This is a genomic window from Streptomyces rectiviolaceus, from assembly GCF_039533825.1.
Lineage (GTDB): Bacteria > Actinomycetota > Actinomycetes > Streptomycetales > Streptomycetaceae > Streptomyces > Streptomyces rectiviolaceus.
This window is the reverse complement of the sequence record NZ_BAAAUG010000138.1, coordinates 12,315-23,953: the sequence shown is the minus strand read 5'-3', so window position 1 is coordinate 23,953 and position 11,639 is coordinate 12,315. Positions and strand designations below refer to the sequence as shown.

The 11,639-nt window shown below is 70.7% G+C and carries 12 protein-coding genes; 7 read left to right on the top strand and 5 right to left on the bottom strand.

Annotated features, from left to right (window positions below):
• The first annotated feature begins 1 nt into the window (after position 1).
• Both bioD and ABD378_RS32695 read left to right on the top strand, forming a co-directional pair.
• The gene (bioD, locus tag ABD378_RS32700; RefSeq protein ID WP_344526853.1) at positions 2–748 is read left to right on the top strand and encodes a dethiobiotin synthase; all 747 of its coding nucleotides are present in this window, start codon (positions 2–4) and stop codon (positions 746–748) included.
• Between the two features lie 315 nt (positions 749–1,063).
• Positions 1,064–1,735, top strand: a complete 672-nt coding sequence (locus ABD378_RS32695) for a class I SAM-dependent methyltransferase (RefSeq protein WP_344526851.1) — start codon at positions 1,064–1,066, stop codon at positions 1,733–1,735.
• A gap of 34 nt (positions 1,736–1,769) precedes the next feature.
• Here ABD378_RS32695 and ABD378_RS32690 read toward each other — a convergent pair whose 3' ends face one another.
• A complete protein-coding gene (locus tag ABD378_RS32690; RefSeq protein WP_344526849.1) occupies positions 1,770–2,132 on the bottom strand; it encodes a VOC family protein in 363 nt (120 codons plus the stop codon).
• Positions 2,133–2,182: 50 nt separating this feature from the next.
• Between ABD378_RS32690 and ABD378_RS32685 the strand changes: the two genes are divergently transcribed.
• Positions 2,183–2,533: a VOC family protein gene (locus ABD378_RS32685; protein WP_344526847.1), complete on the top strand. Its 351-nt coding sequence runs from the start codon at positions 2,183–2,185 to the stop codon at positions 2,531–2,533.
• A 67-nt stretch (positions 2,534–2,600) separates the two neighbouring features.
• On the opposite strand, the gene ABD378_RS32680 is transcribed toward ABD378_RS32685, so the two are convergent.
• Both ABD378_RS32680 and ABD378_RS32675 read right to left on the bottom strand, forming a co-directional pair.
• Positions 2,601–2,972 (bottom strand): fic family toxin-antitoxin system, toxin component, encoded by a 372-nt coding sequence (locus ABD378_RS32680; protein ID WP_344526845.1) that lies wholly within the window; start codon positions 2,970–2,972, stop codon positions 2,601–2,603.
• Between the two features lie 4 nt (positions 2,973–2,976).
• A complete protein-coding gene (locus ABD378_RS32675; RefSeq protein WP_344526843.1) occupies positions 2,977–3,204 on the bottom strand; it encodes an antitoxin in 228 nt (75 codons plus the stop codon).
• Between the two features lie 207 nt (positions 3,205–3,411).
• Between ABD378_RS32675 and ABD378_RS32670 the strand changes: the two genes are divergently transcribed.
• The 3 genes from ABD378_RS32670 (at position 3,412) to ABD378_RS32660 (ending at position 7,829) form a co-directional block, all read left to right on the top strand.
• Positions 3,412–4,257 carry an ABC transporter ATP-binding protein gene (locus tag ABD378_RS32670; RefSeq protein ID WP_344526841.1) on the top strand — a complete coding sequence of 282 codons (846 nt, stop codon included), beginning with the start codon at positions 3,412–3,414 and terminating at the stop codon, positions 4,255–4,257.
• A gap of 14 nt (positions 4,258–4,271) precedes the next feature.
• Positions 4,272–6,836, top strand: a complete 2,565-nt coding sequence (locus tag ABD378_RS32665) for an ABC transporter permease (protein WP_344526839.1) — start codon at positions 4,272–4,274, stop codon at positions 6,834–6,836.
• A gap of 81 nt (positions 6,837–6,917) precedes the next feature.
• Complete coding sequence (locus ABD378_RS32660) at positions 6,918–7,829, top strand: LLM class F420-dependent oxidoreductase (RefSeq protein ID WP_344526837.1); 912 nt, start codon at positions 6,918–6,920, stop codon at positions 7,827–7,829.
• Between the two features lie 11 nt (positions 7,830–7,840).
• On the opposite strand, the gene ABD378_RS32655 is transcribed toward ABD378_RS32660, so the two are convergent.
• Complete coding sequence (locus tag ABD378_RS32655; RefSeq protein ID WP_344526835.1) at positions 7,841–9,460, bottom strand: outer membrane protein assembly factor BamB family protein; 1,620 nt, start codon at positions 9,458–9,460, stop codon at positions 7,841–7,843.
• 52 nt (positions 9,461–9,512) lie between these two features.
• Positions 9,513–11,069 carry an outer membrane protein assembly factor BamB family protein gene (locus tag ABD378_RS32650; RefSeq protein ID WP_344526833.1) on the bottom strand — a complete coding sequence of 519 codons (1,557 nt, stop codon included), beginning with the start codon at positions 11,067–11,069 and terminating at the stop codon, positions 9,513–9,515.
• Positions 11,070–11,169: 100 nt separating this feature from the next.
• Here ABD378_RS32650 and ABD378_RS32645 point away from each other — a divergent pair, with 100 nt between their 5' ends.
• Positions 11,170–11,595, top strand: a complete 426-nt coding sequence (locus tag ABD378_RS32645) for a GNAT family N-acetyltransferase (RefSeq protein WP_344526831.1) — start codon at positions 11,170–11,172, stop codon at positions 11,593–11,595.
• Positions 11,596–11,639: the final 44 nt, after the last annotated feature.

Below are 11,639 nucleotides of genomic sequence, written 5' to 3'. Positions count from 1 at the left end.
GATGACGGTCATCGTGGTGTCCGGGACCGGCACGGAGATCGGCAAGACGGTCACGACGGCCGCCGTGGCCGCCCTCGCGCTCGCCTCGGGGCGCAGTGTCGCGGTGCTCAAGCCCGCGCAGACGGGGGTGGCGCCCGGCGAGCCGGGCGACGCGCAAGAGGTGACGCGTCTGGCGGGCGACGACATCACCACCCTTGAACTCGCCCGCTTCCCCGAGCCGTTGGCACCGAACACCGCGGCGCGGCGGGCCGGCATGGCGCCGGTCCGCCCGTACGAGGTGGCAGAGGCGGCGGAGAAACTGTCGGCCGGGCACGACCTGGTCCTGATCGAGGGCGCGGGCGGCCTGCTCGTGCACTACGACGACGAAGGCGCCACGCTCGCCGACGCCGCCCGCCTCCTTGCGGCCCCGGTCCTGGTGGTCGCGTCGGCGGGTCTTGGCACGCTGAACACGACGGCACTCACCGCGGAGGCGCTGCGAGCCCGCGGCCTGACCCCGCTGGGCGTGACGGTCGGCAGCTGGCCCGCCGCACCGGACCTGGCATCGCGCTGCAACCTCGCGGACCTGCCACTGTCGGCGGGCGCGCCGCTTCTCGGCGCGGTGCCCGAGGGAGCGGGCTCCCTCACACGCGCCGACTTCCGCACCCGGGCAGCCAGCTGGCTCGGCCCGGAACTGGGCGGCACATGGAACGCAGCGAAGTTCACCGCACGCGAGGCCCCGGAGGGGTCTGCGCTCGCTTCGCCCCGCTGATATCGAGACGGCAAACTCCGGGAGCGCGGGGGCCGCGCGGCGCGGGCCGACGTGGGCGCCTCGCGGTACGGGCTGACGCGCGAGTGCCCCACGGCACGGCCAGCTTGCGGATACCTCGCGGCACGGGCCGACGGATCTCACGGCACGGGCCGACTTGGTTGCCCCACGGCACGGGCGGACGCCCACCTGTCGCTGAGGCCTCGTCTGCGGGGGCCGCCCGGTGCCGTCGCGGGTGGGTCTTGCGCGTGGGCGTGGGGGAAACCGGCCGTGCCGGGGCACCATTGCGGTATCCGCTCGCCCCGTCGAGGAGGTCCCATGTCACCTCGCTCCGCCAAGGCCGCGTCCCGTGACGCCGTGCACCACCCCGTCTTCGCCCGTTTCTACGCCCGCCAGAGCGTGGCCGCCGAGCGCGTGATCGCGACGTACCGCAAGGAGCTGCTCGCCGGTCTCTCCGGTCGCGTCATCGAGGTCGGCGCGGGGAACGGTCTGAACTTCGCCCACTATCCGACGGCGGTCTCCGAGGTCGTGGCCATCGAACCGGAGCGCACTCTGCGTCAGTTGGCCGCCTCCGCGGCCGTGCGGGCGGACGTACCGGTCGACGTCGTGCCCGGTGCCGCCGAGGCGCTGCCCGTCAAGAGCGAGGCCTTCGACGGAGCCGTGGCCTCCTTGGTGCTGTGCAGCGTGCGCGACGTGCCCCGCGCCCTCGGCGAGCTGCGGCGCGTCCTGCGTCCCGGCGGCGAACTGCGGTTCTTCGAGCACGGCGTGGCTCCGGGCGCCGCGATGGCGACCGCGCAGCGCGCCCTGGACCGCACGGTCTGGCCGCTCCTCTTCGGCGGCTGTCACGTCGCACGGGACACACTGGGTGCCCTGCGCGCCGCGGGCTTCGAGATCGGCCCGTACCGCCGCCTGTTGGTTCCCGCCAGGGGCCCGCGGCTGCCCACTTCGTACTGCGTGCTCGGCGCGGCCCGGCGGCCGGAGAACGACTGATCGGCCCCCGTCACGCAGAAGAGCAGAAGAGGTGTCAGATCGACTGCGTGAGGTTGACCGCGTTGCCGTCCGGGTCCTTGATGTGCGCCACGCGCTGCCCCCACGGCATGTCGTTGGCCGGACCGAGCACCTCGCCGCCCAGGGAATCGACCCGCTTGAGGAGGTCGTCCACCGCCTCCACCGCCACGCTCAGCAGAATCCGCTGCGGCGTGCCGAGCGGTACGCTCGTGTCCGATACGACGCCGAGCTCCGAGTCGCCGATGCGCAGGTCCACGAAGAACGCGGGCCCCTCCTCCGGGGTCCTCGACACCTCCTGGGCCCCGAGCAGCTCCTGGTAGAACCTCAGCAGGAGCTCGAGATCAGGGGTGATGATCATCGGCTGGATGGCGGCAGGCATGGGCGTCCTCCTGGGGTGCGGCTCTCTCCCACCGAACTTATCCTCGCCGCATGATCAATGGCGCGCACCTCATCATCTACAGCAACGACGCCGAAGCCGACCGGGCCTTCTTCCGGGACGTACTGGAGTACCCCCATGTCGACGCGGGCGGCGGCTGGCTGATCTTCAAGCTGCCGCCGGCCGAGGCCGCCGTCCATCCCACGCCGGGGCCTGAGTCGCACGAGCTCTATCTGATGTGCGACGACGTGGAGGCGACGGTGCGCGAACTGACCGCCAGGAGTGTGGAGTTCACCGAGCCGGTCACCGACGCCGGCTGGGGTCTGCTCACCCGCTTCAAGCTGCCGGGCGGCGGCGAGGTCGGCCTGTACGAGCCGCGGCACCCGCGGGCCACCGACCTGTGACATCCCGCCGGACGGCGTGATCATCCGGCGGGATCGCCCGGCGGCTCGTCCGGCGCTTCCCGCGCGGCTACTGGCTCCACTTGCGCAGCTCGTCCGCGATGGCGTGCACGCTCGCCCCGTCCTCCTTCACCAGGCGGGCCAGCTCGCGCACCTGCTCGGGCGAGGTGACGACCTTCATGCCGCTCGCGACCAGATAGGCGTACGCGGCGGACGAGGCGAAGAGGGCGTTGGACCGTTCAAGGGCGGGGATGTGCAGGAGAACCTGGAGCAGGGCGGCGGCGCGGTCGTGCGGGCTTTCGTAGACGGGCACGCCGAAGATCTCCGCCTCGTGCCGGCTGACGGCGGCCACCAGGGCACCCCAGTCGGTGACCTGCGGGTCTCCGGGCGTCTTGTGTTCGGCGATCATCAGCAGCCAGGCAAGATCGATTCTGAGGTTCAAGAGCTCAACGACGACCCTCGCGCTCGGCACCGAACTCTTCGGCGAACACGGATTCGTACTGCTTCATGAAGTCGGCGGCGGCCTCGACGAAGGTGTGGCCGACCTCGCCGGCGTCCTGTTTGACCAGTTCCTCGATATAGCGGTTCACGCTCATCCCGCGGGCCAGCGCACGCTCGCGCGCGGCTCGGGCGGTGCCTTCGTCCACCCGCACGTTCAGCTGGGTCTTCGCCATACCGTCAAGCTAGCGCCACGGCGCTAGCACCGGCAAGAGGGCAGCGGGAGTGCGCGGGGGCGCACGGACGGGCCGGGCGAGCACCGGGCCGGTGTCCCTTACATACGTCTTCGGTTCACGACCTTGGAGGGATACCGACGCCCGCCCCGACCCTCTACTCTCGGCAGGATTACGGGAGTTGGAGCGGCCACAACCCAGGAGGCGGCCTTGTCCACACCTGCTTCGGCACCGGCCACAGGCCTTGCGGAGCCCACCAAGGTCGCCGCGCGGGCACGCGGTCTGACCAAGGCGTACGGCTCCGGCGAGACCACCGTGCTCGCCCTCGACTCGGTCGACGTGGACATCGCGCGCGGCCGTTTCACGGCGGTCATGGGCCCGTCCGGTTCGGGCAAGTCCACGCTCATGCACCTGCTCGCGGGCCTCGACACGGTCTCCGCGGGTCAGGTGTGGCTCGGCGACACCGAGATCACGGGCCTCAAGGAACGGGAGCTGACGCAGCTCCGGCGGGACCGCATCGGGTTCATGTTCCAGTCCTTCAACCTCATCCCCACCCTCAATGCCCTCGAGAACATCACGCTGCCCATGGACATCGCGGGTCAGCGCCCCGACCGCGAGTGGCTTGAGCACGTCATCGACACGCTCGGCCTGCGCGACCGCCTCAAGCACCGGCCCGCCCAGCTCTCCGGCGGCCAGCAGCAACGCGTGGCGTGCGCGCGGGCGCTCGCCTCGCGCCCCGAGCTGATCTTCGCGGACGAGCCGACCGGCAACCTCGACTCGCGCGCGGGCCTCGAAGTGCTCGGCTTCCTGCGCGAAGCCGTCGACAAGCTGGAGCAGACCGTCGTCATGGTGACGCACGACCCGGGCGCCGCCGCCCACGCCGACCTGGTGCTCTTCCTCGCGGACGGCCGCATCGTCGACGAGATGCCGCGCCCGACGGCGGAGTCGGTCCTGGAACGCCTCAAACGGTTCGACGTGATCCACGCGGTGCCGCAGGAGAGCCAGGCCGAGGCCGACGGCGATCAGCGCGCCGACAGCGCGCCGGACCGGGACTGAGGCGGTCCGCGGCCATGCTGAAGGCGACACTCAGGAGCTTCCTCGCGCACAAGGGCAGGCTGCTGCTCTCCGCTCTCGCCGTGATCCTCTCGGTGGCGTTCGTCGCGGGCAGCCTCATCTTCTCGGACACGGTGGCCCGCACCTTCGACCGGCTCTTCGCCTCGACGTCCGCCGATGTGACCGTCGAGCCGAAGGAGGACATCGACGAGGCGGTGCCATCGGGACAGACACCGACGGTCCCCGCGAAACTCGCCGACCGCCTCGCCGGGGTCGAAGGGGTCGCCAGGACCCGTGTCGACGCGGCCGTCGAGAACATCACGGTCGTCGACAGCAAGAACGACCCGGTGGGCGCCACCACGGGCGCCCCCACCATCGCCACCAACTGGTACGTCACCGACCGCAGTCCCGTCGAGCTGACCTCGGGGCACGCCCCGCGCGGCAAGGACCAGGCTCTGCTCGACGCGGACACCGCCGACAAGAAGGACGTGAAGATCGGCGACACCCTCACGGTGCTCGCCGCGCCCGGCTCGTTCAAGGTCGAGGTCGTCGGCATCGTCACCTTCACCACCACCAACCCCGGCGCGGCCCTGGTCTTCCTCGACACCCCGACGGCCCAGCGTGAGCTCCTGGGCGACAAGGACGCGGCGACGGGCATCTCGGTGGACGCCGCGGCCGGTGTGAGCGACACCGACCTCAAGCGACGTGTCGCCGCCGAACTCGGCTCGGGCTACGACCTGAAGACCGCCGACGAACAGGCCGACTCGGCGGCGTCCGAACTCGGCGGATTCCTGGACGTCATCAAGTACGTGATGCTCGGCTTCGCCGGGATCGCCGTCCTGGTCGGCATCTTCCTGATCGTCAACACCTTCTCGATGCTGATCGCGCAGCGCACCCGCGAACTGGGCCTGCTGCGCGCGCTCGGCGCCGACCGCAGGCAGGTACGCCGCTCCGTGCTGACCGAGGCGGTCCTGCTCGGCGTGGTCGGCTCCACGGTCGGCCTCGCGGCGGGGATCGGGCTCGCGGTCGGGCTCATCGAGCTGATGGGCCTGTTCGGGATGAACCTGAAGTCCACCGAGATGGCCATCGGATGGGGAACTCCCGTCGCCTCGTACGTCGTCGGGGTCGGCGTCACGTTCGTCGCGGCGTATCTCCCGGCGCGGCGCGCGGCGCACGTCTCGCCGATGGCGGCGCTCGCCGACGCGGAGATCGCGGGTGTGGGACGGCCGTTGAAGATCCGCGCCGTGGTCGGCGCGGTGGTCGGCGCGGCGGGCGCTGCCGCGCTCGTCGGCTGCGCCACCGCGGAGAAGACCTCGTCGGCGGCGTCCCTGCTCGGTCTCGGCCTCGTCCTCACCCTGATCGCCACCGTGATCGCGGGACCGCTCCTCGTCCGCCCGGTGATCCGGGTGCTCGGCGGCGCGTTCCCCGCCCTCTTCGGCTCGATCGGCCGGATGAGCCAGCGCAACGCGCTGCGCAACCCGCGCCGCACGGGCGCCACGGCCGCCGCGCTGATGGTGGGCCTCGCCCTGGTGAGCGGCATGGCGGTGGCGAGCGCGTCGATGACCAAGTCGTTCGACGAACAGATCGACAAGACCCTTGGCGCCGACTTCGTCGTACAGAACAGCAACTTCATGCCGTTCTCGCAGGAGATCACCGAGAAGGTCAAGGACACCGAGGGCGCCGGGCTCGTCGTGCGCCAGCGGTTCGCGCCCGTGAAGGTGTCCATGCCGGACGGCAAGAGCGTGGAGACGACCGCGGCGGGCTACGACCCGCGCCTCGACGACGTCGCCCGCGTCACGTATGTCGCGGGCGGCACCACGCAGGCGCTCGCACCCGGAAACATCGCCATGCAGCGGGACTTCGCGCGGGACCACAAGGCCCGGATGGGCTCCAAGCTGTCCGTGGAGTTCCCCGGCGGGCGCAAGACGGAGCTGACGGTGGGCGCGCTCACCGACCAGCCGGGAGCCGAGGGCTTCGGCGTCGAGGGCGGGCTCTTCTTCGGGATGAAGACGGTCGAGGAGTTCGTGCCGGGCGGGCAGGACTCCGCGCTGTACGTGAACGCGGGCTCGGGCACGGGCGCCGACACGCTGCGCGACCGGCTCGAGAAGACACTGGACCCGTATCCGCAGGTACAGGTCCGCGACCAGGCCGACTACAAGGAACTGATCCGCGAACAGATCGCCGTGATGCTCTACCTCGTCTACGCGCTGCTCGGCCTTGCGATCATCATCGCCGTCCTCGGCGTGATCAACACCCTTGCCCTGTCGGTCGTCGAGCGCACCCGCGAGATCGGTCTGCTGCGCGCCATCGGGCTCGCCCGGCGGCAGCTGCGCCGGATGATCCGCCTGGAGTCGGTGGTGATCGCGGTGTTCGGCGCGCTGCTCGGGCTCGCGCTCGGCCTCGTGTGGGGCGTCGCGGCGCAGCAGGTGCTCGCGCTGCAGGGCATGACGGCGTTCGCGATCCCCTGGACGACCGTTGTCGCGGTGGTGATCGGATCGGTGGTCGTGGGCCTCGCGGCGGCGCTGCTGCCCGCGCTGCGTGCATCGCGCATGAATGTGCTCGCGGCCATCGCGCACGAGTGATGGACCGGGACCGGGACCACTCCGCCCGGCTTTCCCTACCTGTACCGCTGTGCCCAACCGCCATACACATGAGGAGAGTTCATGGCCCGCCCGTTCCGTTTCGGCGTCAGCATGATCACCCCCTCCACCGGCGGCGAATGGCGCAAGAAGTGCCGCCGCGCCGAGGAACTCGGCTACGACGTCATCCTGGTGGCGGACCACATCGGCATGCCCGCCCCGTTCCCCGCGATCGTCGCCGCGGCCGAGGCCACCCAGCGGCCCCGCGTCGGCACGTTCGTCCTGAACGCCGCGTTCTGGAACCCCACCCTGCTCGCCCGCGAGGTGGCCACCACGGACGCGCTCACGGACGGGCGCCTCGAACTGGGCCTCGGCACCGGTTACGTGAAGGCGGAGCACGACATGGCGGGCCTGCCCTGGGGGACGCCGGGTGAGCGTGTGTCCCATCTCCGGCGCACCATCGAGGAGTTGGACCGGCTCTTCGCCTCCGATGAGTTCCAGCCGCATCCCACGCAGCAGCCCCGGCCGCCCCTGCTGATCGGCGGCAACGGCGACCGCATGCTGCGGCTGACCGCCGAGCACGCCGACATCGCCGCGTTCTCCGGCGCACGCGCGGGCGCGGACGGCAAGCCGTCCGCCATCACGGCGGAGGACCTGGACGAGCGCGTCGCCACGTACCGGCGCTTCGCCTCGGCCCACACCGAAGCGGCCGGTTCGGCCCGCGCCGAACCGGCCGAACCGGCCGAACTGAATGTGCTGGTCCAGATGGTCGAGGTGACCCAGGACCGGCGCGCCGCCATCCGCCCTTCCCTCTCGCTCATCCCGGACCTCACCGAGGACGAGGCCCTCGACCTGCCGATCCTCCTGCTCGGCACGGTCCGGCAGATGGCCGAGCAACTGCGCGCCCAGCGGGAGCGGTACGGCTTCTCGTACATCACCGTCCTGGAGCCGAGCATGGAGGCGTTCGGCCCGGTCATCGAAGAGCTGGGCGCCTAGGCCCCGTCGGCCTACTTGGCTGCGAAGCCGTACATCATGATCGTTTCCTTGCTCCCGGAGTACTGGGCGAGCAGATCGGAGCTGAGGAACAGCTTGTTGTGGGTGAAGACGATTTCGGACCGCAGGGGCGACAGCGTGCTGGGCCGGGTCTTGGCGTCCAGCAGCACCTTCTCCTGCTTCAGCGTCCTGCCGTCGAGGGAGACCACCTGCGTGACCGGGGTGCTCTTGTAGACGAGGACGTTCCCGCCGTCCATGCGGATCGGGAAGATCGGCGAGTTGTCGCCCCCCGAAACCCGCTCCCCCGTGGTCTTGCCGGTGGCCAGGGAGAAGACCACGATGTCGTTCGTCGAGGAGTACTCCTTCGCCCCGTCGCGTTGCTCGGTGGGGGCGTACAGCTTGCCGTTGCCCACCGTGATGCCCCGGCAGTCCTGGACGATGGACGCGGTGCCGCACTCGTGCAGGTACTTGTCGTCGGGCAGCGCGATCCTCGTACGCCGCTCGGTGCGCTCGTCGAAGGCGAAGACGTCCGTCGCACCCGATCCGCTGATCTTTCCGGAGTCGACGGCGACGACCACCGGATCGGCGGAGATCACGCTGGGAGAGGTGACGCCGTCGGGGAGCTTGTGGCTCACCTTCGAAGCGCCCGTCCGCGGGTCCAGGACCTCGACCCGGTAGCGCTCCGAGCCGAACTCACCGCAGGAGCGGACCGCCACCAGCCGCTTGCCGCCGCCGTAGCCGACATCGCGGCACTTCTCCCCCTGCTTCGGTTCCCACAGGATCTTCCCGCTGCGCAGGTCGAACGCCGCGCCGCCGTACAGACCGCCGACCGCCGCGGTGTCACCGCTGATGGTGACCTGGTTGAACGCGGTCTTCTCCTTCTGGTAGCCGACGGTGATCGACTTCGTCCAGAGCTTCTTGCCGGTGTCCACGTCGAAGGCGGTGACCTCGGTGCACGCGTCCTTGAAGCCCTTGTCGTCGTGCACTTTCGCCCCCGTGACGACGACGGCGATGTTGTCCTTGCCGAGGTCGGGGGAGCCCGCGCACGACTCCCCCGGCTTCGGCAGGCGCCAGAGCCCCTTCCCCGACGTGGCGTCGACCCCGACGATCGCCTCGACCGAGGCCTTCGCGTACACCTTGTCGGTGAGCCAGGACCCCTGCGCCTTCCAAGTGGTCTCCCCCTTCGGCAACTTGGGCTGCACGGCCTTGGTCGAGAAGAAGGCCTTGGGGTCCGCCGGTACCTTCTCCTTGGGCTTCTCATACGTGGGCGCCGCGCCGTCGCCGCCCGGTTTGGCCGCCGTCTTGTCCTTCGAGCCGCCGCCTGCCGAGGTGGCGTACCAGACTCCGCCTCCGACGATCAGGGCGATCGCGGCGACGACGGAGACGACGATCGCGGTGCGGCGGCCCGGCCGTCTGCCCCCTGCGCCCGGTGGCGGGACGGGTGCCGGTATCGGCTGGTAGGCCTGATGGGGGCCGAAGCCACTGGGCGGCGGGGCGACGGGCGGGCCGAAGCCCGGGGTCTGCGCCTGCGGAGGCGGGCCGAAGCCGCCTTGCGGGGGCGGGCCGAAGGAGCCCTGCGGAGGCATGGGGCCCTGCGGGTGCTGCGGGGACTGCTCGGGGGGCGGCTGCGTCATCGTGGCTCCACTGCTGGTGAGGATATGGGGGCGTACGGCTCGATCGGAGGCCTCACCGGGCGAAGGAGAGCATGCGGGCGCTGCCCTCCTCGCCCTTGCCGCCGTGCGCCTTGCCGTCCAGGCGCGTCGGGGTCACGAAGAACCGCCCGTCGGCGTACAAGGTGTTGCCCGCGAACATCCCGGATTCCATGCTCTGGGCCGACGAGGTGTGCCGCAGCAGCACGTCCGGCTTGCCGCCACCCGGGGCGAACCGCAGGGTCTGCCCGTTCTTGCCGTCCTGCGCCCGCGCGTAGGCGATCACCCCGGGCCGGTCGCCTCCGGCCACGGCGACGGGCGTGATCTGCCGTCCGCCCTCGGCCGAACCGGTCCACTTGGACTTCCCCGTGCGGAGGTCGAAGGCGACGATCTTGTTGGGTCCGAGGATGCCGTCCTTGGGTTCACTCGCCAGATAGAGCGTGTCCGCGCTGACGGCGGCCCCCGGGCAGTTCTGCACGCCCTCGCCGGAGTCTCCCGCCCCCGCGCACATCGCGAACGCGTGCGGGCCCTTGTCGACGCTGATCCAGGAGCGCTGATCCCCCTTGTCGTCGACGGCGACGACGGCCCACTTGTCCATCTCTTCGCGGTTCTGGACGGCGATCACGGCGGGGTCGACGGAGTAGACCTTCTGGATGCTCCAGCCCTTCTTCGTCCGGTAGCTCCACTTGACGTCGCCGGTGCGGGGGTCGAGTTTCTTGAGCCGACCGTGCGTGCTGGGGCTCCCCAGCTGGCAGGACTCCACCTGGAGCAGCCGTGAGCCGCCCGCGACACCGTCGAGGGAGCAGCCGCCCTTCTTTTCCCGCCCGGTCGTGAACAGTCGCTTGCCGTCGCTGATCCGGTAAGCGCGCATGGTGGCGCTCTGGTCGACCATGACGGTGCTGCCCGTGATGGAGACGTGCGTCATGCTGGTGTCGTCCCAGAAGCCGCCGTCGACGAGCTCCTTGTGCCAGCCCTTCTCACCGGTCTTCAGGTCGATCATCCGCAGCTGGTCGCACTGCGAGTTCCCCTCGGACTTCCGCTTCGTGTAGACGACCACGACCTTGCCGTCGGGCGTGGGGTTCACCGGGGTGTCGCACACGGTGCCGGGCAGCTGCACCGACCATTCCTTCGAGCCGTCGGCGGTCCGGTATCCGGTGACCTCGTTGTACTCGGCCTGCGCCACGATTCCGGGCACGCGCCAGAGGTCGAGGAGTTGCGCGCCCTTGCCCGGCAGCTTGATGTCGTTCATGGCGAGCCAGGCCTTGGCCTCACCGGGCTTGCGTCCCGCGTTGACGTCGATCACGGCGGCCGACCCGTCGTCCTTCGCGTCGGCCTCGGCGTCCGCGTCCGGGTCCGGGTCCGGGTCGGCCGACTCCCGTGTCGGCCCCGCCGCAGGCTTGCGGGAACCGTTCCCGCTCCCGCCCCCATCTCTCTGCGTGACGGCGTAGAAGCCCACGCCGATCAGGATCAGGGCGACGGCGCCGGCGCCGAGGGCGACGCCGAATCTGCGCTTGCTGCCGGTAGGGGGCACCGGCTCCACGTAGGGGTTGCCGGGCACGGGCTGATGCACCGGCTCGGACTCACGATTGACCATGAACGAGATTCTGTACCACTCATCGCTCATTCTAGAGCTATTTTCTAGAAAAACTTTTTACCGTTCGCCAGACAGGCTGCCGCACTGCTTACATCGCCCCATGAGCGATCTCCACATCCGCCCCGCGACCCCTTCGGACATCGAGACCGTGCTGAGGTTCTGGCGCGAAGCCGCAGAAGGCACGAGCATCAGCGACGACCACGACGGAGTGGCCCGCCTCGTCGCACGGGACCCCGACGCCCTGCTGCTCGCCGAGCGCGACGGCCACATCGCCGGGACCGCGATAGCCGGCTTCGACGGCTGGCGCTGCCACCTCTACCGCCTCGCCGTGCACCCGGACCACCGCCGCCAGGGCATCGGCTCGGCGCTGCTCGCCGCGGCGGAGGAGCGTTTCGTGGGGCTCGGCGGGCGCCGCGGCGACGCCATGGTCCTGGACCGCAACGAGCAGGCCCACCCCGCGTGGCACGCTGCCGGCTACGCGCCCCAGCCGCAGTGGAGCCGCTGGGTCAAGCACCTCACCGACTGAGCGGCCGGGCCGCGGGTACCCGCGGACAGCCCGCCGGAGTGGCT

What these genes read in the sequence shown, in the direction of transcription:
- bioD (WP_344526853.1), top strand. Translation starts at nt 2, where the DNA reads ATGACGGTCATCGTGGTGTCCGGGACCGGCACGGAGATCGGCAAGACG.
- ABD378_RS32695 (WP_344526851.1), top strand. Translation starts at nt 1,064, where the DNA reads ATGTCACCTCGCTCCGCCAAGGCCGCGTCCCGTGACGCCGTGCACCAC.
- ABD378_RS32690 (WP_344526849.1), bottom strand. Translation starts at nt 2,132, where the DNA reads ATGCCTGCCGCCATCCAGCCGATGATCATCACCCCTGATCTCGAGCTC.
- ABD378_RS32685 (WP_344526847.1), top strand. Translation starts at nt 2,183, where the DNA reads ATGATCAATGGCGCGCACCTCATCATCTACAGCAACGACGCCGAAGCC.
- ABD378_RS32675 (WP_344526843.1), bottom strand. Translation starts at nt 3,204, where the DNA reads ATGGCGAAGACCCAGCTGAACGTGCGGGTGGACGAAGGCACCGCCCGA.
- ABD378_RS32665 (WP_344526839.1), top strand. Translation starts at nt 4,272, where the DNA reads ATGCTGAAGGCGACACTCAGGAGCTTCCTCGCGCACAAGGGCAGGCTG.
- ABD378_RS32660 (WP_344526837.1), top strand. Translation starts at nt 6,918, where the DNA reads ATGGCCCGCCCGTTCCGTTTCGGCGTCAGCATGATCACCCCCTCCACC.
- ABD378_RS32655 (WP_344526835.1), bottom strand. Translation starts at nt 9,460, where the DNA reads ATGACGCAGCCGCCCCCCGAGCAGTCCCCGCAGCACCCGCAGGGCCCC.
- ABD378_RS32650 (WP_344526833.1), bottom strand. Translation starts at nt 11,069, where the DNA reads ATGGTCAATCGTGAGTCCGAGCCGGTGCATCAGCCCGTGCCCGGCAAC.
- ABD378_RS32645 (WP_344526831.1), top strand. Translation starts at nt 11,170, where the DNA reads ATGAGCGATCTCCACATCCGCCCCGCGACCCCTTCGGACATCGAGACC.